This is a genomic window from Parasediminibacterium schistidii (assembly GCF_046546515.1).
Taxonomy (GTDB): Bacteria; Bacteroidota; Bacteroidia; order Chitinophagales; family Chitinophagaceae; genus Parasediminibacterium.
In genome coordinates this window covers 17,957-40,520 of sequence record NZ_JBKHKJ010000020.1, presented here as the reverse complement: position 1 = coordinate 40,520, position 22,564 = coordinate 17,957, and the positions used below count along the sequence as shown (strand labels likewise).

Here is a 22,564-nt window from a genome sequence, read left to right as displayed (position 1 = left end):
CCATCTTAAAAACTATTCGTGCCCATTCGTGCATTAGTGGCAACCCCCACCCCACCTTTTTCTCCACACCCAACGCCAACTTTCGCACATTAACAGCCGAAAACCGTATGTTCGCACGCAACAGGAAAAAGCAGGCGAAAACAAGACATGCGGTTAAAAAGTTTAGAAATAAAAGGGTTCAAGAGTTTTGCGGACAAAACTGTCCTTACGTTCGATGAGGGCATCACGGGCATCATTGGCCCCAACGGTTGTGGCAAAAGCAATATTATTGATAGTATCCGCTGGGTAATTGGCGAGCAAAAAATCAGTGCCTTGCGCAGCGAGAACCAGGGGGCATTGGTATTCAATGGCTCCAAAACCCGTAGTGCCAGCGGACTGGCAGAGGTAAGCCTTACTTTCGAGAACACCCGTAACCTGCTGCCCACAGAATTTACTACTGTTACCGTTACCCGCCGCTTCTATAAAAATGGGGACAGCGAGTACAAGCTGAACGATGTAAGCTGCCGCTTGAAAGACATCCACAATTTGTTCCTTGATACGGGCATTAGCACAGACAGCTATGCCATCATAGAACTAGGCATGGTGGATGATATTATTCGTGACAAGGAAAACAGCCGCCGCCGTATGCTGGAACAAGCGGCAGGTATTACCATTTACAAGACCAGAAAGAAAGAAGCGAAGTCAAAACTGGATGCCACCGAACAGGATTTGGCCCGTATTGAAGATTTGTTGTTTGAAATAAACAACCAGTTGAAAACACTGGAAAACCAAGCCAAAAAGGCAGAGAAATACATTGAGATAAAAAAAGAATACAAAGAAATAGCCGTTGAATTGGCGAAAGCTTCTTTGGAAGGCTTCAACATTACCTATAAACAATTAAACGAGGAGCAAGACACACAGGGCGACAAAAAAATACGACTCGAAGCTGAAATAGCCACCGAGGAAGCAGCCCTTGAACAAGAAAAACTGGGCTTTATAGAAAAGGAAAGGGAGCTACACAGCAAGCAAACCGCCTTTAACGAATTGCAACAAAACCTGCGCACCAAGGAAAATGAAAAGAACCTTTCTGCCCAAAAGTTGAAATACCTGCAAGAAAAAGAAACCAGCCTGAAAGACTTTTTGTCAAAAGCAGAGGGACAGTTGAAAAATTTAGGCGACAGCATCCAGTTTACCCAATTACAAGTAGGCGACGAAAGCAAAACCTTGCAAAACTTGCAGTTTGCCGTAGCAGCCGCCAAGCAAGCCATTGACGAGAAAAGGGAAATATTCGATGAAAAACGCAGCGGCTTGGATGCCTTGCGCAGCCAATACCAAAGCATACAGCGAAGCCAGTTTGATGCGGAGAAAAAAGTGGCAGTAGCAGATACTTCCATTAACAATATACAACGCTCTGCCGCACAATTACAGGACGAGCAGCAAAACCGTACTTACCTGTTAAAACAATTAGAGGTAGAGTTAACAGACAAAGAAGAAGCACTAACTGACAGGCGTAGCCACTTGCAAGAATTGCAGGAAGCACACGAAGCCGCCAAGCAAAATATATTCAACTCCCAGCAGCAACTGGAAGGTTTCCGCAGCCAATTGGCAGATGAAAGCCGCAAGTTGGACAGCAAACGCAATGAATATGCCTTGCTAAAAAGCCTTGTTGACTCCATGGAAGGCTATCCAGAAAGCATCAAGTTCCTCCACAAAAACCCCAATTGGAACCACGCAGCCCCTATCCTATCGGATATTATTTATGTAAACGAAACCTATAGGGCTGCTGTTGAAAATGTACTGGAACCTTACCTGAATTACTATGTGGTGGCCAACCTAGCCGAAGGCATGGAAGCCATTCGCTTGCTAGACAACAACAAAAAGGGGAAGGCAAACTTCTTTTTGCTGGATAAAATTGTAGCGGGCAATAATACCTGCACCCAACCTTCCAACACCACCAAAGCGATGGATGTGATAGAGGTGGATGAGCAATACCGCCAACTGGCGGCTTACTTGTTGCAGCATGTGTTTATTGCTGAAAACGAAGCGGCTTTTTCCCATGTAGATGGTAATTGCATTGTGTTAGAAAAGTCGGGCAAATATGTTCAGGGGCAATATACATTAACGGGTGGTAGCGTAGGTTTGTTTGAGGGCAAGAAAATTGGCCGTGCCAAAAACCTCGAAAAACTAAGTGCCGATATTGCGCAGCAAGACACCATAGTACAAGGTTTGCGTACGCAAATAAAAACCATACAGGATCAGGTGCTGGGCTATAACCAACAATTGAAAGAAGGCGCTATCCGCCAAACGGAAAACGAAATCAACCAGTTGACCAATCAGGTTTTTGCTGCTAAGAACAAAATAGAAAATACGCAAGCGGCACAATCTACTGCACAACAAAGGTTGGAAGATTTGCAAATGCGCTTGGAAGACGAGCAGGAAGCCATTGCCAATACCCGTGAAACCTTGCTTCAACTCAACAAACAATTGCAACAAACTACTGCCGATTTGCAGTTGGTGGAAGGCGATTACAAATTAGCGGAAAGGGATTATCAGGCAGCTTCTGGACAATACAATGAAAACAATTTGCAGTTGACCCGCCAGCAAAGCAAAATCAATGCGTTGCAACAGGAACTCACGTTCAAACAAAAACAACTGAACGAGCTGCACCTTCAAATAGATACCAATACCGCTCAATTGGGCGAAGCTGCATCCAATATTGCCGAAGGCGCAAAAGCTTTATTGGCTAGTGAAGATGCCTTGCTGCAACTGATGTACCGCAAGGAAGACGAGGAAAAGAAACTGAACGAAGCCGACCAGGCTTTCTACAACATGCGGAACACCTTGCAAGCCAAGGAAAGCGAACTACGCCAAAAGGTAAAAAGCAAGGAAATGCTCGACGCTTCGCTCAATGGCTTGAAAGACAAGACCAATGAATTGAAACTGCAACTGGCGGGTATGAAGGAACGCCTGCATGTGGAATTTAAAATAGACCTGAACAAAATATTGGATGAAGAACGACTTACCGATTCCCCGCTAGAGGAATTACAGGCCAGCAGCGACCGCCTGCGCAAGCGCATGGACAATATGGGCGAGGTAAACCCCACCGCCATAGAAGCCTATACCGAAATGAAAAAGCGGTACGACTTTATCCTGGAGCAAAAGAACGATTTGGTTACCGCCAAAGACAGCCTCATGCAAACCATACAGGAAGTGGAAGCCACCGCCAACCAACAATTCCTCGACACTTTTAATGCCGTAAGAGAGAATTTCCAAAAAGTATTCAAGGCTTTGTTTACTGAAGAAGATACCGCCGACATGGTACTTGTAAACCCCGAAAACCTGGCAGAAACCGGCATTGAAATTATTGCCAAACCAAAAGGCAAACGCCCATCGTCCATTACCCAATTGAGTGGTGGGGAAAAAACCCTTACAGCCACTGCTCTATTGTTTGCTATCTATTTAATAAAACCCGCTCCCTTCTGTATCCTGGACGAAGTAGATGCCCCGCTAGACGATGCCAACGTAGGCAAGTTTACCCAAATGATCAAGAAATTCAGCGACAACTCGCAGTTTATCATCGTTACCCACAACAAACAAACCATGAGTGCGGTAGATGTTATCTACGGCGTAACCATGCAGGAACCGGGAGTAAGTAAGTTGGTGCCAGTAGATTTTAGGAGTTTGAATTAAAGATAGAAAGAATCAGTTAAAATAAAAATGGTGCCAATAAAGAATAAGACACCGTTGTTTAGAATTATATTTTCATCATGTAAGTCTTCGAGAATAATGCCCAATTCCATATTAAAATAGTCATTATTCTTTTATTTTCAAACGCATTCAACTATAAAAACACTTTTACTTGCAATAAATTGATGGCAGCCCCTGATTGAATAAATCATTGTTTTCCTTCCATTCAGCTGACGCCGCACATCTGGTTTTAATGTATCAACAATGGTCCATCGACTCTAGTCTATTCCTTGGCTGCGTCAGGGCTGCACAGTTGCTTATGAATAAACTTGCCGATGCTAGAAACGAATTGGATGCCCCCAAATGAATTGATGGCTTCACTCCATTTTTGTACTTTCACGGCGTTACGAGTTTGTGCAATCACTTAAACAAGTGAATAACGAATAAGGCTGTAAGGCCCTAAAACTTATATTCTACTTCATGTTCCTTTGTCTTTTATGCCTTCGTGGTTAACTTAATTTTTTTCGTATGTATTATTTTCTTTTTCAATTGTGCATCTTTGCGCCTTAGGCTTTTGAGTCAAACTTGACCTTTTGTGGCGAAAAAACATGATATCATGGCAATAAACTTAGACACATATGAATATATCATAAAAAAATTGGCGACAGCCAATGCTACACTAGTAGCTGTAAGCAAAACAAAACCTATTAAAGATATAGAAGCACTGTACCAAATAGGCCATAGGGATTTTGGCGAAAATTATGTGCAGGAACTTATAGACAAGCAATTAATCTTGCCAAAAGACATCCAATGGCATTTTATAGGCCATTTGCAAAGCAATAAAGTAAAATACATTGCCCCATTCGTGCATTTGATACACGGGGTAGATAGTTACAAGCTGCTACAAGAAATAGACAAACAAGCAACAAAGATAGGCCGCACCATTGATTGCCTGTTGCAGGTTCATATTGCCCAGGAAGAAACCAAGTTTGGCTTTAACGAAGCAGAACTACAGCAACTGTTTGCCAGCAACCTTCAAGCCCTAACCCACATCCGAATTAAAGGCATGATGGGCATGGCGAGCTTTACTGAAGATGCTGAAAAAATTAGGGGGGAATTTAAAACACTAAAACGCCTTTTTGATATATACTCACAATTGGAGTTTAGGAATTGTACATTGTCTATATTAAGTATGGGCATGAGCAGCGACTACAAAATAGCCATTGAGGAAGGCAGTAACATGGTACGGATTGGAAGCCTCCTTTTTGGAAGCAGGAAATGAGTGATGCCTGTCTCTGTTTCCTGCATAGTGATACTTGTTTAAACCCTATACCCCTTTAAATTACACCTTAATACTAACAGTTTTCTTTTTTTTGCAAAAAAAAGATGTTTGAATAGGACAAAGTAGATTTTTTGTAAAAAAGGATAAATGCTATTTTTAAAAGAGGCTGTCTCAAAAGTAAAATAGGGCTTTTACAATCACCTGTACCACCCCGAGTCTCCATCAGGTGTCCGAATCAAAAGCAGTTTAGTCCGACTTTTGAGAAAGCCTCATAAATATTCCATTCATACGGCATTTCAAATTGTTGCAATAAATTTTCACCTCTGCCCCGCGCCTGCAGTTAATAAAAGAAATTCTTAATTCCTAATTCTCTTACCCTGCATTGGTTTTAAAAGTGCCTTTCCTATACAGCAACATCTCGGTAATGCCAATAAGCAGTAAACTAATGGCTGTTGTACCCATTACCTTGCCTAGCAAATACAAGACATCGCCAAATTGCAGCCACTCTATTACAACTAGGTAAAGATGGTGTATAAAGGTAAGCAAGGCCACATAAAGCGCATATAAGGTGAAACCCATGCTTTTGATGCTAGGGTCGGTATAGCTAAGCTCGTTGCTTTCTTGCCTGATGATGAAGTTTAAAATAAAAGGCCGCAGGTAAGCAATCAGCACGCAGGGGGCAGCGTGCAAGCCCAGTGTGCCAGTAAAATAATCTAAGCTAAGCCCAAACGCAAAAGCTATAGCCAGCAGCAACACCCGGTTGATGGTAAAAGGAAGCCAAAGGATAAATAAAAAGTAGAGGTACGGGACAATAAACTGGTGCAAAGGGGGTACTTTGTCCAGCACATAAACCTGTACCAATATAAATAAAATAAAACGGATTATATTTTTTAACAGGCTAGTCATTTGTTTTTTGCACTTTGGTTTCTAATGCTTTTTGCTCCTCATAGCGTACATTTTTTACTAGGTACACGTACTGCAAACTGCCAAAGCTGGTAGATGCATTTACTTTAAGGGTATAAAAATTGCTGGACTGGTCGGCAGTTTTTGCGGCAATAGTGCCTACCATGATATTGGAAGGGAAATTGGCCGAGTAAGAGCTAGTTACTACCGTGTCGCCTATATTCACTTTTACACTTTTAGGTATATTTTTAAGTGTAAGCAGCAAAGGGTTTTCGCCGCTCCACTCAATACTGCCAGCATTGTTGTCTTTTTTCAGCATGGCACTTACCCTGCTGCTCCTGTTTAAAATACTCATCACGATAGAGAAGTTTTCGCTTACATACAGCACCGTGCCTACCACACCTTGCGGCGCAATTACGCTCATGCCTAGTTGCACCCCTTGTAGCGATCCTCTTTCCAAAGTGATGAAATTATTCTGCAATGTGGTACTGTTGCCCACAACTGCTGCGGGAAAGAAAGTATATTTCCTATACCGCCCACTAGTGTCTTTTAACGTGGAGTCTATAACTATTTTATGGGTATTGTCTGGCACTATTTGGTTTACAATTGCTTGGTATTTCAGGCGGCTGTTTTCATCTGCAAGTTGCTTGTTTACTTCCCTTAGGTTGAAATAAACAAAAATATTGTTGTGTAGTTTGTTTACGTTGCTTACAAACTCGTTGCCATAAAAGGAAAAGAAGGCCTCATGCGTTTTGCTACTTTTATTCAGCATTAAAATACAAGTTACCTGCAATGCAACAAAACAGATAAGCGTAAAATAATTGCGTATAAATAGTATAATATTCTTCATGTGTAAACTAAAAAGTAAAACCTAAAGCTACAAGTACGCTTTAGGCTTTGCCAGTAAATATGTTACTATTATTTCATGATAAAAGGGTATCGCTGGTAATTTTTAAGCCCTAGCCCTGTACCACGCACCACGCTTTTAAGCGGGTCGTCTGCAATATGAACAGGCAGTTTTATTTTGGCAGCCAAGCGTTTGTCCAGCCCACGAAGCAATGCCCCGCCACCAGTAAGGTAAAGCCCACGCTTGTAAATATCAGAGGCCAGCTCGGGTGGTGTGGCTTCCAGTGCTTTTAAAATGGCTTCTTCAATTTTAAAAATGCTTTTGTCCAAAGCCTCTGCTATTTCCTGGTAGCTTACCATTATTTGCTTGGGTATGCCAGTAACCAAGTCGCGCCCATTTACTGCCAAGTCATCCGGTGGGTTATCCAAATCTTTCATGGCTGCACCCACTTCTATTTTAATGCGTTCTGCAGTGCGCTCGCCTATTAGTAAGCTATGATACCTGCGCAATGCTTCCATGATATCGGCGGTAAACTCATCGCCAGCAATACGGATGCTTTGGTCGCACACAATACCAGCAAGGGCAATCACCGTAATGCCAGTAGTGCCACCGCCAATATCTATAATCATGTTGCCAACTGGTTCTTCCACATCTACGCCAATGCCCAAGGCTGCTGCCATAGGCTCGTGTATCATATATACTTCCTTGGCACCAGCTTGTTCTGCACTGTCCCTCACCGCGCGTTTTTCAACCTCGGTAATAGAAGATGGGATGCAGATAAGCATTCGCCAGCTTGGTGGGAACAAAGGCTTTTTGGGGTAAACCAATTTAATTAATTCCCTTATCATCAGTTCGGCAGCATTAAAATCGGCAATTACACCGTCTTTCAATGGGCGAACAGTTCTTATGCTCTCGTGTGTTTTTTCATGCATCAGCAATGCACGCTTGCCCACGGCCAATACCTCTTTAGGGTTGTTCCTGTTTAGTGCTATGATGGAAGGCTCGTTTACAACTATCTCGTCATTGTGTATAATCAGCGTGTTGGCTGTTCCAAGGTCAATCGCTATTTCTTGAGTGAAAAAATTAAATAATGCCATTATATTAAAAAGTCTTTAAAATCGAATTAGAAAGAATTACTGCAAAAGTGGCTTAATAAAATGGAATAAACAACCCATTTAAATAAGATGTTTATATTTTAACGGCTTAGCCGCGAGTATACAGTAAATAGTGGCGGCGAAGATAGGGCAGGCGGGCGTATATAATTCTTTCTTTAAAAATCAAATTCCCTTTTCTGTGCATTTAGCCTGATGCCAACGTTGAAAATATTAGTGTTGAAGTCGGGGGCATTTTCCTGCGAATACTTCCTAGTAATGGTGGTAACGTCTAAAAACAAAAATGGCAGTATTTCATAGCTTGCCGATATATTAGCCAAAAAGCATTTGGCCAATATGCCACTGCCTATAAAAAAGCCTTCTGACCTTGGGCTACTATTGGTGGCACTTGTAGGTGGCCTACCTACGCTGTAGTACCGGAATATGTTTGAGCCAAAATTGTAGCCGGCTGAATCGAGGCCTTGTTTATAGTAGATGAGTTTAACCTGCAGGTGCAGCTTGTTTAAAGGCTGGTATTTTATTAGGCCGATATATTCTCTGAAATTTGCCCCCAATGGATGTGCTAATGGCTGGTTGTAATTGCTGTAAGAACCAACAGAGTCGTAGTGGGAATAAACAAATGGACGCACAATATTCATTTCTGCCTGTATATCCAGGTTTTTAACCCCAAGGAAATCTATCATTTTGCCCCCAAGCTGCAATCCTTGCTTGTTTACAAAGCTGCCTTTGCCATAGTGCTTTAAATCCTGAAACGAAAACTCATTCACTATAATTTGGCTATACAGTTGTGTGTTTTTAAACGGATTTGCTTTTATATTTAGCCCAATCATTACTTTGTCTGGGCTACCATTCTGCCTTTCCACGGCGCGGTAAAAAATTATAGGGTTCAGGTAAGAAAGGTCAAAACCGTTTTGCCTGCCAAACATTACGCTTTCAAATGCACCAATGTTTAGCCACTTGTTGGCTTGCACATCAATCTGGTGGAATGCCATGTATTTTTTAGGATAGTCATAATTGCCAGAATATACACTGCCTCCAGATAATGGGTGTGTGGCTGTTAATTGGGAATAAAGAATGTGGTAATTAAATTTCCAAAGCCTGGTATTTATTTTTAAGAATAACTGACTGTTGCTGAAATCGCTCATGATCAAGCTGCGGAACCCATCGCCTATAAATATTTTGTCATAAGCAAATTGCATGTCTATGCCCTTTGTGGCTTTAAACATGATGCCGCCTCTTGCATTTAAAAGGTCGTACCCGTTTTCTTTGAACGGGTTAAAAAAACCTTCGCCAGGCACGGCAGCAAACTTCTGTACATACTGGTTTACATAAGTTGGATCTGTTTCCTGATGTTCTGAAATATAAGAGTAATAGCCGATATTTTTGTTAATATTGCCCCTGATGGCAATGCCCCTTAAATTATTTATCAAAGAATTGGAACTGGTGTTGTCTTTCCCCCGTGTATAATCGATATACCATGTGGCATAAAAAGAAAAATCGCCTTTTTTCGCCCCGATATAAGGAGGGTGTGTAAGAACGGGCTTTGAAAATACATCTTGAAGCGAAAGGATGCTATCCTTTAAGTCAAAACCCTTGGTATATTCAAAATTGTCTTTCAACAAAAGGTCTATATTGTATTTGTCTGCTTTTGAAATTGTTATTTTCCCCTCGGCAGCCAGTTGGTTGATATACTCAAATCGTTCTGTAATTACTTTCCTGCTGTAGGGGCGCACATCAGAAAAGTTTAAGATAGAATCTGTGCGTAGTTCAATTTGAAGCCGATCAATAATATCATATTGCCGGGAACCCAGCATAATGTAATCGGACTGTGAGAAACCAACAGTAGCAAGTAACAAAAAAGCAAGTAATGGTAGTAAACGTGCAAATTTCATATTGTATGAATTGATGTTTTGAAAAAATATAAATAAAGCAACCAGTTTTTTAATAAGCAAATGCGTAACCTTGCCATCATTGGCTTTGTCAAAAATAGGATAACATGAACACATACCTAATTAAAAATACTTGTATTGTTTCGGACAATGCAAAAATATTTGGAGATGTATTAATTAAAGATAAAAAAATCGAAAAAATTGGCAGTTCCATCCAACTGAAAAGCAGGGCACTAGAAATAGACGGCAACAACCAGTTTTTGCTGCCGGGCTGCATTGACGACCAAGTGCATTTCCGGGAGCCTGGGCTTACGCACAAGGCAACTATTTACACCGAAGCCAAAGCGGCCATAGCAGGAGGTATTACCAGTTTCATGGAAATGCCCAATACAAGCCCGCCGGCATTCACGCAGGAATTATTGGAAAACAAATACGATATAGCCAGCCAAACATCTCTTGCCAATTATTCGTTTTTCATGGGTACAGGCAACGATAATTTGGAGGAAGTACTGCGAACAAACGACAAAAGGCACGAAGTATGCGGCATTAAAATTTTCATGGGCAGCTCCACTGGCAACTTATTGGTTGACAACCCATTGGTGCTGGATAAAATATTTGGCGGCAGCGAGCTGTTGATAGCTACCCATTGCGAAGAAGAAAGCATTATTAAAGCCAATTTTCAACAACTCAAAGCAGCGAAAGGGGTTTTGGAACCAGCAGATCACCCAATTATAAGAAATGAGGAAGCCTGTTTTGAGTCTTCTTTCAAGGCCATACAACTGGCCAAAAAACACAATGCCCGCCTGCATGTGCTGCATATTTCCACAGCAAGGGAGCTGCAATTGTTTGGCAACATGCTGCCGCTGGAAGACAAGCGGATAACAGCTGAAGTATGCGTGCACCACCTGCATTTTACCAGCGACGACTATGCAAGGCTGGGCAACCAAATAAAATGCAACCCCGCCATAAAAGCCCCGAACAATAAAGTCGCTTTATGGGAAGCCCTGCTTGACAGTCGGCTAGACGTGATAGCCACCGATCATGCACCGCACACTTGGGATGAAAAAAACGAACCTTACGAAAAAGCACATGCTGGTTTGCCGTTGGTGCAGCATAGCCTGCCTTTGATGCTTATGTATGTGGAGCAGGGCAAAATAACCATAGAAAAAGTGGTGGAAAAAATGAGTCAGAATGTGGCTATTTGTTTTGGCATAAAAGACCGTGGCTTTATACGGGAAGGCTACAAGGCAGATTTGGTGTTAGTGAATATGAACCAACCTTATACTGTTTCAAAAGAAAATATTTTGTATAAATGTGGCTGGAGCCCCTTGGAAGGCACAACAATGCCTGCAAGCATCACCCATACTTTTGTGAACGGACATTTGGTATATGAAAATGGCCGATTTGATGAAACGGTGAAAGGGGAAAGGCTGCTATTCTAGTCAAGAATTATGAGTTATATTTATGACTGATTACCGATCACTGATGACTGACTACTAATCACTAACGACCGACCACTGACCACTAACTCCTATATTTGCAGCTATGCATTATGTATCGGTAGAAGGCTTGACAAAAAGTTACGGGATCAATCCCTTGTTCAATAACATTACATTCCACATTAACGAAGGAGAAAAAATAGCCCTAATAGCCCGCAACGGGGTGGGCAAATCAACCCTATTACGGATTTTGGCAGGGCAGGAAGTACAGGAAAAAGGCAAAGTATTCATTAATAAAGATGTAACGGTAGCCTTGTTTGAACAAGACCCAAAATTTGATGAGACCAAGACTGTGCTAGAAAATATTTTCAGTAGCAACCACCCCATCATGAGCGTAATGCGGCAATACGAAGCCGCATTGGAAGTTGACGATGCGGAAATGATAACCGAATGCATTGGAAAAATAGACGAAATGGGTGCATGGGACTATGAAGCCAAGGTACACCAGATACTCAGCAAGCTAAACATAAACCACCTGCAAAACAAAGTAAGCAGCCTAAGTGGTGGCCAACGCAAACGTGTGGCATTGGCAAAAACATTGATAGACATTGGTTTTGAACACCAGCATACCTTGCTGATGATGGATGAACCAACAAACCACTTGGATGTAGGCATGATAGAATGGCTCGAGCATTACCTTGGACAGGAAAGCATTACCTTGTTGCTGGTAACGCATGACCGCTATTTCCTAGATGCTGTATGTACCGAAATATGGGAATTGGAAAGGGAAAACATGTACACTTATGTAGGCGATTATGAAAACTATGTAGAGAAAAAAGCTGCCCGTATAGAAAGCGAGCTAGCAAGCATAGACAAGGCCAAAAATGAATTTAGGAAAGAACTTGAGTGGATGCGGAAGCAACCCAAAGCCAGGACTACCAAAAGCAAAAGCCGCCAAGATAATTTTTATGAAGTAGAAGCCCGTGCCAAGCAAAAAATAGAAGACAACCAAGTACAGTTGCAGGTAAAAATGAGCCGTATGGGCGGCAAGGTACTAGAAGCAAAGAAAGTATATAAAAGCTATGGTGATTTGCCCATTTTGAAGGGGTTTGACTATACTTTTAGCAAGGGTGAACGCATTGGGGTAATAGGCAAGAATGGGGTAGGAAAATCAACCTTCCTGAATATACTACAAGGCTTGGAAAAGCCAGACAGTGGTAAAATAAACGTTGGGGAAACCATCATATTTGGCAATTTCTCGCAGCAGGGGCTTGTGATCAAAGAGAATGTACGGGTGATAGAATATGTAAAAACATTTGCCGAGAACTTTCCATTGGCCAACGGTGGCAGCTTGACTGCCGCACAGTTCTTGGAACTGTTTTTGTTTACGCCAGAAAAGCAATATACCTATCTTAATTCACTAAGCGGGGGGGAGAAAAAGCGTTTGCAACTGCTTACCATCTTGTTTACCAACCCCAATTTCTTAATACTGGATGAGCCTACCAACGATTTGGATTTGCCCACCCTTGCCGTGCTTGAAAGGTTTTTGAACGATTACCAAGGCTGCGTGCTAATTGTAAGCCACGACCGTTACTTTATGGACAGGCTGGTAGATCATTTGTTTGTGTTTGAGGGTGATGGCATCGTTAGGGATTTCCCTGGCAACTATACGCAGTACAGGATAGAGGAAAAGGAAAATGAAAAGCGGGGAAGTGCAATAACCAGCACGCCTGTTGCACCAAAACCTGTAGAAACAGCAGCAACTGCAACGGATAAACCTATAAGAAAATTGTCTTTTAAGGAAAAGCAGGAACTTGAGCAAGCCGAGAAAGCAATTGCACAGCTAGAAACAGAAAAAGCCACCATTACCACCCAAATGAGTACTGGTAACCTGCCTTTTGACGAACTACAAAAACTAAGCGACCGCTTGATAGCCATTGGCAAGGAATTGGAATCGAAAGAGATTAGGTGGCTGGAATTGAGTGAGGGGGTGTAAAGACTTGGGGATAAGAAAAAATAAACCGATTTTTCAATAATGCTTAAAGTAACAACTATAGAAAATAATACTCCCTATTCCCTAATTTGTATGTTTAACAATGGCATTACCAAAAATTGGATGTTTACCCTCTTATACAAAACCATAAAAACTTAAATGGCATTGAGCAATTGCTAGCTAATCAGGTATTCAGCAAAGCAAGGATTGGGGAAATGGGCGAAATAGTCTGGGACAAAATCATCAAAACAAATGTGTATGGCAAGGTGGTAATTTGGGATTATGATATATCCCCAGAATTTGCTTTTTATAATGCGGTGTAATATACCCTCTACTTCGCCACTTCAATCTTTACCTTCTTGTTCTTAATTTTCTCGTCCCTTATCAGTTGCAAGGTTTCGCCTACTTTGTTTTTGCGGATGGCCACAAAAGAGAAAAAGTCCTTTACTTCTATCAGGCCAATGTCTTCTTTTTTTAACTGCCCTTTGTTCGATAAAAAGCCTACAATATCTATTTTATTTACCTTGTCTTTCTTGCCGGCGGCTATAAACAAAGTGCTCCATTTTGGCTTTTCGGGTAATGGACTTTTTTCGGGCACTGCTAGTTCTTCAATATTGCGGTCTATAAAATCGGGCAGCTTTTCTATGGTGGATAGCAATAATATGGCAGTGCCGCTTGCTTCCATCCTGGCCGTACGGCCATTGCGGTGCACAAAAATATCTTCCGAGCCTGGGAGGTGGTAGTGGATAATGTAGCGGATATTGGGTATATCCAGCCCACGGGATGCTAAATCTGTAGTTACCAGCACGTTAGTACTGCCATTCCTGAATTTGCATAAGGCACTGTCCCGCTCCTGCTGCTCCAATGCACCGTGGTAAAACTCGTTGGGTATGCCCATCTTAGCAAGTAAATCACTCGTGCGGTTCACTGCTTCCCGGTGGTTGCAGAATACAATGGTAGAGCGGTTGCCCAAGAAGCAAATCAATTTAAACAAGGCTTCTACCTTGTCCTTATCTGCAGAAATTACTTTCTGCACTATCAGTTTGTTGCTGCTGTCTTTTTCCTCGGGTAAAAAATTGAGGTGTATGGCATTCTCCAAGCCAATAAAAGCAGGTATCTGCACCGCTTCTGTGGCAGAAGTAAGTATCCGCTTTTTGATGAATGGCAAACTGCTAACAATAAACGATACTTCTTCTTGGAAGCCTAGTTCTAGCGATTTATCAAATTCGTCCAGCACCAATGTGGTTATGCTGTCAACGGTTATGCTTCCCCTTCGTATATGGTCTGCTAACCTGCCGGGTGTACCCACTATCAAAGCAGGCGGCTGTATCAGGTTGTTTTCTTCTGTTTCGCGCTTGTGGCCTCCATAGCAACTAGTTATCTTTAAGCCTGTGCCCATTTGCTTAAACACTTCTTCTATCTGCTGTGCCAGTTCCCGGGAAGGCACAATAATTAAAGCCTGTGTGTTTTTGTTCCCTATATCCAACAATTGCAATACTGGCAATAAAAACGCCAGCGTTTTGCCAGATCCTGTGGCAGATAGCAGAACTATGTTGTCATGGTCGGCATTGGCGTTGATAGATGCTTGTTGCATCTCGTTCAGAGCATCTATATTTAAGTTAGAAAGTACTGTGCTTATTGAAAAATTTGTTTGTTGCATTTGCTGCAAAGCTACGAAACTTGTTACTACTCAAGTGCAAGTTTGATTAATCTGCCACCAAGGCACGAAATCATAAAAAAGCTCAAAAAATTAAGGGAAATAAGAAAAGGAAAAGAAGAAGATTGATGGGGTGCATATCAGATCTTTGCTTTTCATTGGCCTTTTTCATTTAGAAGAAGTTTTACTATTTGATTGTGAAAACCCCACACTAAATCCCGACCTCACCTCACACCCCAGAAAGGAGGGAATGCGAAGACCAAGCGACTATTTGAAATGGGTTATTTTTTGTTTTTCGGTGGTTTACTTTTTTTCGCTATCCCTTCTTTTTTTCATGTAACTCATTAATATTCAATTATTTATGTTTTTTAAAGCCTCATTTTTTATGATAATTTAAGTGAATTTTATGATAATTTATTGATAATGGAATGATAGTTTTATGATAAGAAACTGATAATTTATTGATAATAAACTGTTAAGATTTTGATGGTGGATTATTATTTTCTTAAGCCAACTAATCTACAATGCGGGAGGCAAGGCCAAGATGCCCTTAGTTCCTCCTTTAATGTAAAATTGCTATGAATAGGTATATAACCCAAAATAAAAATCCTATATGGGGGAAATATGCCCCCATGGGTATCCAAAATTTCCCCCATATAGGATGCTTGCTGGGCAGCAAAAAGTAGGGATTGACTTATAAATGAGCAGGACTAAATATTTCGTGTTTCTGCAAATTGAAAACATGAAAAACCGAGATTTTGAAATGCACCCGATTAATGTTATAAATACTTTTTTCTTCGTGTTTTTTTCCCTTTATGACTAAAAAATGCATATTCGATGTGCAAGTATTTGAATTATTTAAATAAAGATTTAAAAATAATTGCGCAGTCAAATAACTGCATTATATTCGCAGCCAAATGGCTTCGTAAATGAGAACAAGGAGAGATGTTTTTCAGGCAATTGCAGACCCCACGCGCAGGGCAATTTTGGGTTTGGTAGCCTTGCAGGCAATGACGCCAGGGGCAATTGCGGAAAATTTCAACGCTTCGAGGCAAACAATTTCAAAGCATATCCAAATTTTGAATGAATGCGAATTACTGAGCCAAACACAAACTGGCAGGGAAATTTATTATCACTTCAACCCAAAAAAAATGCAGGAAATTGCTGTTTGGCTAGAACCATACCGCAAAATGTGGGATGACAGGCTAGATGGAATGGACAATTTACTGAAAGAAATGCAAGCGAACACAAATAAATAAAATAAAATTTAAAGTAAATGACAAAGCAAATGTATCCATGTTTATGGTTTGATGGCCAAGCCAGGGAAGCGGCAGATTTTTATTGTTCCATCTTCCCGAACTCAAAAATCATTAACGACTCTGGGATGGTAGTAAATTTTGAGCTTGACGGGCAATTTTTCATGGGGCTGAACGGTGGCAATCACTTCAAGTTCAACGAGGCTGTTTCGTTTGTAATCCCATGCGACAACCAAGCAGCAATTGACCATTATTGGTACAAACTTATTGCAGATGGTGGTTCTGAAGGGCAATGTGGCTGGTGCAAAGATAAATTTGGCTTATCGTGGCAAGTGGTGCCAACTGTTTTAGGCAAATTGATGTCGCACCCTGAGAAAGGGCAAAGGGTGCTGCAAGCATTTATGAAAATGAAGAAATTTGATATTGAAACGCTTGAAAACGCATAAGGCAGTAAACGAAGTATGGCAAAGCAAATAGAAGTTACGAAGGTTTTTGATGCACCAGTTGCAATGGTTTGGACGCTTTGGACTGACCCAGAGTTTGTAAAGCGTTGGTGGGGGCCAAAACATTTTACGTCCCCTGTGGCTAAAATAGATTTTCGTATAGGCGGCAAGTCTATAGTAAGCATGAAAGCACCAAAGGAAATGGGCGGTCAGGAATTTTATTCCGTTTGGGAGTACATAAAAATTACCCCTTTTAAAACCATTGCGTTCATTCAAAGTTTATGCGATGAAGAAGGCAATAAAACCAACCCTGTGAAATTGGGAATGCCATCGGATTTTCCTATTGACATAAAAACAATTGTAACTTTCGTAGAATTAACAGAAAATAAAACAGAGATGACTGTTACAGAATATGCAGACTTTGGCAGTATTAGCAATTTTGCACAAATTGGCTTGGAACAAAGCTTGGAAAAAATGGCTGCCATTTTTAATTGATAATAAAGTATTGCCTAAAAAGATGGTATCCATTAATAAAAATTTAGTGGCTATCATCTTTTTAAACAATCATAAAATAATAGCTTAACGTCTCACAACTTTAAATGCCAAATTGCGTCCGTGCCCTTGCATAATGGCTAGGTTAATCCAAGACAAAGCAAATTTTTCTAGCAATTCTACCTTGTCCCCTTTGCCAAAATCTATGCAAGAACCAAACCCGGCATCCAAAGCCAGTTGGACTGCAACTGATTTTGCATTTTCATTGTCTCCCCCCATAAACATATCTATTGCCACGCCATTATAATTGGGGTCTAGCATGTTTTCAAACCCTGTAGTGTTGAAACATTTTACTACTGCTGCATGGGTTTTATCGGCGAGGCAATGATAAACAGTAGCATAAGGCTCGGGCTTTTTACCAATAGCATTGGTAGCATCGATAATTACTTTTCCATCTAAATCCCCTGCCAGCTCGATAATTTCAAAGATGGCTGTTGGTGGGGTAGCTATCAAAACAACTTCCGATTTTTCAACTGCCTCTTTTATAGAAAAGACATGGGTATTCTCATTGCCCAATAATTCTTTCCCCTTAAAGTTCAACAAATCTTGGGTGCCTAAATTTATTTTATGCCCTTTTTTTGCCCACTTAGTGGCCAATGCGCCGCCAACATTCCCCGTTCCTATAATTGCTATCTGCATATTCTTGTATTTACTCTTCGATGATTAAAAAAATGTGTTACTATTTAGTTGCAAATTTGGCTAATCTGCCACGAAGTCAAAAAGACACAAAGATGCACGAAGTTTTAAGGGAAAAAGAAGAAAAGAGGATTTATCTCATCAATACTTTTTGGCCTTCCTTTTCTTTGTGCTGCTTTGTGTTTTCGAGTCTTTGTGGCTAAAAAATTGTGATTTTTAAATGTATTTATTCGCTTTATTCTCCCAAAGCAGCAATCACCACCTTGGCAGTTTCTGCGCCGCTGAAATTTTGCTGGCCAGTAATTAAATTACCATCACGGATGGCAAAGCCTTTCCACAAGCCTGCTTGTATATAATTTGCCCCAATAGCTTTCATCTCATCTTCTATGCGCCATGGCATAATGTGCTTGTCCCTTGGCAATAAATTGTACGTCCAAACGGCATTGTCGGCAAAATCTTCTTCCACATTGGCAAAGCCCGTTACGGTTTTCCCTTTAGCTAGGTATTCGCCGTTGCTAAGTTTGGCATACTTAAGAATAGCCACCCCATGGCAAAGAGCAGCAGCTATTTTGCCTGCCTCGTAAAACTCCACGAATTTTTTATGCAAGTCCACCGCATCGACAAAGTTGAACATAGGTGCCTGCCCACCTGCAACAATAATAGCATCAAATGCATGGATGTCTATTTCTGCAACCTTTTTGGTATTTTCTACCAATGCCTTTAGCGATTGGGTATTGATAAAGCCTTGGCTGATTAAGTCGGTTGAAGAATACCCGCTTGCATCGTTGGGGTCGCTCATGGCATCTGCTTCGCACTTGCCACCGTTTGGTGAAAATACTTCTACTGTATACCCTTTCTCCATAAATTCATAATATGGGTGAGACAATTCGCTCCACCAAAAACCAACAGGCCATTGGGTAGTAGTAGAAATGGCAGGGTTGGCTATTACAATAGCCACTTTTTTAACGCTTTGTGGGTTTACCACGTTAGTATTTTTTAAACTCATAATATTTAATTTTTTGAATGATCGTTTAATGATGCAAAGTTTAAATCTATTTGTACTTTTACGAAGAGCTTAACCCAAAAGTGCGATACATACTTTTTGGTAAGTATCAATACAATAAACACTTACAGCGGATGCCAGATTTTACATACAAAGGGAAAATTTATTATAATCCAGTACAGTTAGTGATGGAACAAATTGGCGGCGCTTGGAAAGCCCCTATTTTGTGGCGATTGAAAGACAACACGATGCGCTATGGAGAATTGCGGAAAGACATACCCCATATATCTGATAAAATGTTGACTACGCAATTGAGGGAGTTGGAAGAAGACGGCTATATAAACCGCCAAGTGTATGCTGTGGTCCCGCCAAAAACAGAATATAGTTTGACACTGAAAGGAAAAGAAGTTTTAGAACTGATTACTGAAATAAGGAACTACGGCCTAAAACTGATGGAGGAGCAAAAGATAAAATAAAGGTTAGCAAAAAAAGTTTCAACCAACATAAATAAATCAACGAAACACTTAATGACAGAACTTGAAAAATATATACAAACCTATTTTGGCATTGCAAACGACGATTTAACCAAGATAAGTTCGTTTTTCAAGCTTGTAAGCTTGCAGAAAGGGGATTACTTTTTAAAAACAGGCAGGTATTGCGACCGACTTGGTTTTGTACAAACGGGTATTATAAGAGAGTTTGTTTACACAAACGATAAAGAAGTAACCAAATGGATTTCTACCAAAGGCTATTTTGTGGTTGACTTAGCCAGCTTTGTATTCAAACAAACTGCAAGATGGAACATACAGGCATTGACAGACTGCGAGCTATATGTTATTGAATATAAAGACTATCAAAGAATTGGGCAATTGGTGCCGAGCTGGGCAGCTTTAGAAAAGTTATTCATAGCCAAATGTTTTACCGTTTTGGAAGATAGGATCTTGCAGCACCTATCCATGTCGGCAGAAGAAAGGTTTAACCAACTTTTCAGTTTCAACAATGAATTGTTCAACCAAGTGCCTTTGCAATATTTGGCTTCCATGCTTGGCATAACCACAGAAACCTTGAGCAGGATAAGAAAAAAAATGAGCAAATGAAAAAATTATTGTCTTTAGAGGAATTATCGCAATTATTGTTAGCACTGTATTTAGTGTTGCAAATACCCAATCATATCAGCACCTACTGGTTAGTAGCTATTTTCTTTTTACCAGATGTATTTGCCGTTGGTTTCTTAATCAATAATAGTGTTGGTACAATCATGTACAATTTTAGCCACCATAAATTAGTAGCCCTCTCATTAGTGGCAATTGGCTTTTATACTGGTTCAATAATGTATCTTCAGCTAGGTTACTTATTTTATGCCCATACCTGCTTCGATAGAACCATTGGTTATGGTTTAAAATATATTGGCAACCCCAATAAAACACACCTTGGCTTTATTGGCAAGGAAAAAAATAAAAATATACCTGATACTTTCTAAAAATACTATTTCTTGATTTATATCAAGCGTAGGCCTTGATTTGGAGTGGAATTTTGTTCTGTCAAATTAAAAAGATAGTACAATGTTTACAAAAACAATTACTCCACTCGCATTTGGCTTTGCAGCTTCTGCCAGCTTATTTGCACAAAACAATCAAGAAATGAAAAGTATCAACAACAACGCACCCGTAAAGTGCAGTAAAACAATCACCATCAATGCAAGCAGTGAAAAAGTATGGTCTGTTATAACAAACATCAACAATTGGGCAAGCTGGCAAACAGATATTCGCAACCCAAAACTGAACGGGGAACTAAAGCCAAACGCTACTTTTGTCTGGAAAACAGGCGGGTCAAAAGTACATTCCACCTTGCACACAGTAGAACCATACAAAAACTTTGGCTGGACGGGCAAAACCTATGGGATGTATGCCATACATAATTGGAGTTTTATAGAAACAAATGGGCAAACCAAGGTTTCGGTAAGTGAAAGCATGGAAGGCTTTTTAGCTAGGCTTTTAAAGAAATCTTTCAATAAGAATTTGGAAAAGGGGATGCAGCATTGGCTTGAGTTACTAAAAACAAAGTGCGAAAAATAATTTTCAGAATACAGGGGCATTACAACTATTATGGTTAGCAAAAACAATAAGTCATGCACTATTGTGAACTTTAACAATTATACATTTGCTTAAAATAAAGACGATGAAACGCTTGCTATTGCTTTTGCTTTCTACTCCCATATTTATTATTGGGTATGCCCAAGAAATAAAAGTATCTAACGGCAGTATAGTTAGTTTCAAAGATTTTCCTTCAAAATACGTGGCTGCACGTAATGTGGATGTATGGCTGCCGGATGGTTATACCACCAAAAAACGGTATGCCGTTTTGTATATGCACGATGGGCAGATGCTGTTTGACAGTACCAACAACTGGGCACACCAGGAATGGGGCGTGGACGAGACAATGGGCAGGCTGCTGGCCGATAAAAAGATAAAAGACTGCATTGTAGTGGGTGTATGGAACTCTGGTGCACAAAGGCATACAGATTATTTTCCACAAAAGCCATTTGAGGCATTAACGCAATATCAAAGGGACACTTTATACAAAGCAAAAAGGGGCAATAATGCAAGTATCTTCTCTGGCACTGTCCACTCAGACAAATACCTAGCGTTTTTGGTTAAAGAACTGAAACCGTTTATCGACAGTGCTTTTTCAGTGAAGAAAGACAGGGCAAATACATTTATTGCTGGCTCTAGCATGGGTGGGTTAATATCTATGTATGCCATTTGCGAATACCCAGATGTATATGGGGGTGCCGCCTGCCTGTCCACACACTGGCCTGGCATTTTCACCAACATAAACAACCCCATCCCTGATGCCTTCCTATATTATCTTTCCAAGCATATGCCATCATCCAAAAACCATAAATTGTATTTTGATTTTGGCACAAAAACGTTGGATACCTTGTACCAACCGCATCAAACAAGGGCAGATGCCATTATCCGTGCAGGTGGGTATAATGACAGTAATTTTATGACCAAAATGTTTGAAGGAGCTAGCCATAATGAACAATCATGGGCAAAAAGACTAGAGATACCTGTTTTGTTTCTATTAAAAAAGTAAGGTTAAGAGATTACAATCCTCTTAGAGCAGCAAACACCAAAGTAAAAAGCCAAAACTTTTTAGACCACCTTTATAAAAGATACATCTTGGTAGCTGGAATAATGTAGGAAGCAATTGCAATAAACCTAACTACCTTTATATTTGTGTACAAATTAATATTTAACGCTATGATAAGGACTATTGTTACCCCGAACACGCAAACTGTAACGTTTAATGTACCTAAAGATTATATTGGCAAAGAGCTGGAAGTAATTGCATTTGCCAAAAACGAAGGAACCGAAACCAAGCAATTGCCTAAAAAAGAAGCTACATTTATAGCACTTTCCTTGGACACTAAAAATTTTAAATTTAATAGGGATGAAGCTAATGAGCGTTAATGTTTTTTTCGATACGAACGTGCTGGTTTACACGTATTCTAACAACGAGCTAGCCAAACAAGCCATTGCAAGAAAACTAGTTTTGGAAAACAATGCTTTTATAAGTACCCAAGTTTTACAAGAACTCGTTAATACAGTTACCCGTAAACTGAAATTCCCTTATACATATGCTATTGCTGCAGTAAATGAGTGTGTGACGAATTACAAGCTACATATCAATACAAATAATACAATTGCTAACGCTTGCAACATTGCACACCAATACAAAACATCGTTTTATGATAGCCTTATTATTGCTGCCGCTTTGGAGAGTAATTGCACAATACTTTATTCGGAAGATATGCATGACAGATTGATAATTGATGGCACTTTAACCATAATGAATCCTTTCAAATAAATAAATCTAGGAA

The 22,564-nt window shown here is 40.4% G+C and carries 22 protein-coding genes and 1 pseudogene; 15 read left to right on the top strand and 8 right to left on the bottom strand.

Features of this window, described 5'->3' with window-relative positions; translation table 11 throughout:
• The first annotated feature begins 147 nt into the window (after positions 1-147).
• Positions 148-3,669, top strand: a complete 3,522-nt coding sequence (smc, locus tag ACHFIY_RS12355; protein ID WP_410846408.1) for a chromosome segregation protein SMC — start codon at positions 148-150, stop codon at positions 3,667-3,669.
• Here the strand turns inward: smc and ACHFIY_RS12350 are convergent.
• Positions 3,666-3,788: pseudogene (locus tag ACHFIY_RS12350) on the bottom strand (putative polyvalent protein kinase domain-containing protein); the annotation flags it as partial. The gene smc and the pseudogene ACHFIY_RS12350 sit on opposite strands and share 4 nt — an antisense overlap.
• A gap of 494 nt (positions 3,789-4,282) precedes the next feature.
• On the opposite strand from ACHFIY_RS12350, the gene ACHFIY_RS12345 reads away from it, so the two are divergent.
• Positions 4,283-4,948: a YggS family pyridoxal phosphate-dependent enzyme gene (locus ACHFIY_RS12345; protein ID WP_410846407.1), complete on the top strand. Its 666-nt coding sequence runs from the start codon at positions 4,283-4,285 to the stop codon at positions 4,946-4,948.
• Positions 4,949-5,320: 372 nt separating this feature from the next.
• On the opposite strand, the gene ACHFIY_RS12340 is transcribed toward ACHFIY_RS12345, so the two are convergent.
• The 4 genes from ACHFIY_RS12340 to ACHFIY_RS12325 all read right to left on the bottom strand — a co-directional run bounded on the left by ACHFIY_RS12340 (position 5,321) and on the right by ACHFIY_RS12325 (position 9,702).
• Positions 5,321-5,854, bottom strand: coding sequence for a rod shape-determining protein MreD (locus tag ACHFIY_RS12340; protein ID WP_410846406.1), 534 nt, complete (start codon positions 5,852-5,854; stop codon positions 5,321-5,323).
• Positions 5,847-6,701: a rod shape-determining protein MreC gene (mreC, locus tag ACHFIY_RS12335; protein WP_410846405.1), complete on the bottom strand. Its 855-nt coding sequence runs from the start codon at positions 6,699-6,701 to the stop codon at positions 5,847-5,849. The genes ACHFIY_RS12340 and mreC overlap by 8 nt, the downstream gene beginning before the upstream one ends.
• 68 nt (positions 6,702-6,769) lie before the next feature.
• Positions 6,770-7,795, bottom strand: coding sequence for a rod shape-determining protein (locus ACHFIY_RS12330; protein ID WP_410846404.1), 1,026 nt, complete (start codon positions 7,793-7,795; stop codon positions 6,770-6,772).
• Positions 7,796-7,968: 173 nt separating this feature from the next.
• Entirely contained in the window at positions 7,969-9,702 is a 1,734-nt protein-coding gene (locus ACHFIY_RS12325; protein ID WP_410846403.1) for a hypothetical protein, read from the bottom strand.
• 104 nt (positions 9,703-9,806) lie between these two features.
• On the opposite strand from ACHFIY_RS12325, the gene ACHFIY_RS12320 reads away from it, so the two are divergent.
• The 3 genes from ACHFIY_RS12320 to ACHFIY_RS12310 all read left to right on the top strand — a co-directional run bounded on the left by ACHFIY_RS12320 (position 9,807) and on the right by ACHFIY_RS12310 (position 13,454).
• Positions 9,807-11,141, top strand: coding sequence for a dihydroorotase (locus tag ACHFIY_RS12320; RefSeq protein WP_410846402.1), 1,335 nt, complete (start codon positions 9,807-9,809; stop codon positions 11,139-11,141).
• Positions 11,142-11,244: 103 nt separating this feature from the next.
• Positions 11,245-13,134, top strand: coding sequence for an ABC-F family ATP-binding cassette domain-containing protein (locus ACHFIY_RS12315; protein WP_410846401.1), 1,890 nt, complete (start codon positions 11,245-11,247; stop codon positions 13,132-13,134).
• A gap of 116 nt (positions 13,135-13,250) precedes the next feature.
• The gene (locus ACHFIY_RS12310) at positions 13,251-13,454 is read left to right on the top strand and encodes a hypothetical protein (protein ID WP_410846400.1); all 204 of its coding nucleotides are present in this window, start codon (positions 13,251-13,253) and stop codon (positions 13,452-13,454) included.
• 8 nt (positions 13,455-13,462) lie between these two features.
• On the opposite strand, the gene ACHFIY_RS12305 is transcribed toward ACHFIY_RS12310, so the two are convergent.
• On the bottom strand, positions 13,463-14,791 hold the full coding sequence (locus tag ACHFIY_RS12305; protein ID WP_410846399.1) for a DEAD/DEAH box helicase: 1,329 nt from the start codon (positions 14,789-14,791) through the stop codon (positions 13,463-13,465).
• Between the two features lie 926 nt (positions 14,792-15,717).
• On the opposite strand from ACHFIY_RS12305, the gene ACHFIY_RS12300 reads away from it, so the two are divergent.
• The 3 genes from ACHFIY_RS12300 to ACHFIY_RS12290 are packed head-to-tail and all read left to right on the top strand — an operon-like array spanning position 15,718 to position 16,982.
• Positions 15,718-16,047, top strand: coding sequence for an ArsR/SmtB family transcription factor (locus ACHFIY_RS12300; protein ID WP_410846398.1), 330 nt, complete (start codon positions 15,718-15,720; stop codon positions 16,045-16,047).
• A 17-nt stretch (positions 16,048-16,064) separates the two neighbouring features.
• Entirely contained in the window at positions 16,065-16,490 is a 426-nt protein-coding gene (locus ACHFIY_RS12295; RefSeq protein ID WP_410846397.1) for a VOC family protein, read from the top strand.
• Positions 16,491-16,505: 15 nt separating this feature from the next.
• Positions 16,506-16,982: an SRPBCC family protein gene (locus ACHFIY_RS12290; RefSeq protein WP_410846396.1), complete on the top strand. Its 477-nt coding sequence runs from the start codon at positions 16,506-16,508 to the stop codon at positions 16,980-16,982.
• A gap of 84 nt (positions 16,983-17,066) precedes the next feature.
• Here the strand turns inward: ACHFIY_RS12290 and ACHFIY_RS12285 are convergent, their stop codons facing one another.
• A complete protein-coding gene (locus ACHFIY_RS12285; protein WP_410846395.1) occupies positions 17,067-17,678 on the bottom strand; it encodes an NADPH-dependent F420 reductase in 612 nt (203 codons plus the stop codon).
• 232 nt (positions 17,679-17,910) lie between these two features.
• Complete coding sequence (locus ACHFIY_RS12280; protein WP_410846394.1) at positions 17,911-18,681, bottom strand: type 1 glutamine amidotransferase domain-containing protein; 771 nt, start codon at positions 18,679-18,681, stop codon at positions 17,911-17,913.
• Between the two features lie 131 nt (positions 18,682-18,812).
• Here ACHFIY_RS12280 and ACHFIY_RS12275 point away from each other — a divergent pair, with 131 nt between their 5' ends.
• The 7 genes from ACHFIY_RS12275 to ACHFIY_RS12245 all read left to right on the top strand — a co-directional run bounded on the left by ACHFIY_RS12275 (position 18,813) and on the right by ACHFIY_RS12245 (position 22,551).
• Positions 18,813-19,154, top strand: a complete 342-nt coding sequence (locus ACHFIY_RS12275; protein ID WP_410846393.1) for a winged helix-turn-helix transcriptional regulator — start codon at positions 18,813-18,815, stop codon at positions 19,152-19,154.
• Between the two features lie 51 nt (positions 19,155-19,205).
• Positions 19,206-19,775 carry a Crp/Fnr family transcriptional regulator gene (locus ACHFIY_RS12270; RefSeq protein WP_410846392.1) on the top strand — a complete coding sequence of 190 codons (570 nt, stop codon included), beginning with the start codon at positions 19,206-19,208 and terminating at the stop codon, positions 19,773-19,775.
• Positions 19,772-20,158, top strand: coding sequence for a DUF4260 family protein (locus ACHFIY_RS12265; RefSeq protein ID WP_410846391.1), 387 nt, complete (start codon positions 19,772-19,774; stop codon positions 20,156-20,158). The genes ACHFIY_RS12270 and ACHFIY_RS12265 overlap by 4 nt, the downstream gene beginning before the upstream one ends.
• Positions 20,159-20,240: 82 nt before the next feature.
• Complete coding sequence (locus ACHFIY_RS12260; RefSeq protein WP_410846390.1) at positions 20,241-20,753, top strand: SRPBCC family protein; 513 nt, start codon at positions 20,241-20,243, stop codon at positions 20,751-20,753.
• 103 nt (positions 20,754-20,856) lie between these two features.
• Positions 20,857-21,777, top strand: coding sequence for an alpha/beta hydrolase (locus tag ACHFIY_RS12255; protein ID WP_410846389.1), 921 nt, complete (start codon positions 20,857-20,859; stop codon positions 21,775-21,777).
• Positions 21,778-21,944: 167 nt separating this feature from the next.
• Complete coding sequence (locus tag ACHFIY_RS12250; RefSeq protein WP_410846388.1) at positions 21,945-22,154, top strand: hypothetical protein; 210 nt, start codon at positions 21,945-21,947, stop codon at positions 22,152-22,154.
• Positions 22,144-22,551, top strand: a complete 408-nt coding sequence (locus ACHFIY_RS12245; protein WP_410846387.1) for a PIN domain-containing protein — start codon at positions 22,144-22,146, stop codon at positions 22,549-22,551. Before ACHFIY_RS12250 ends, ACHFIY_RS12245 begins: the two co-directional genes overlap by 11 nt.
• Positions 22,552-22,564: the final 13 nt, after the last annotated feature.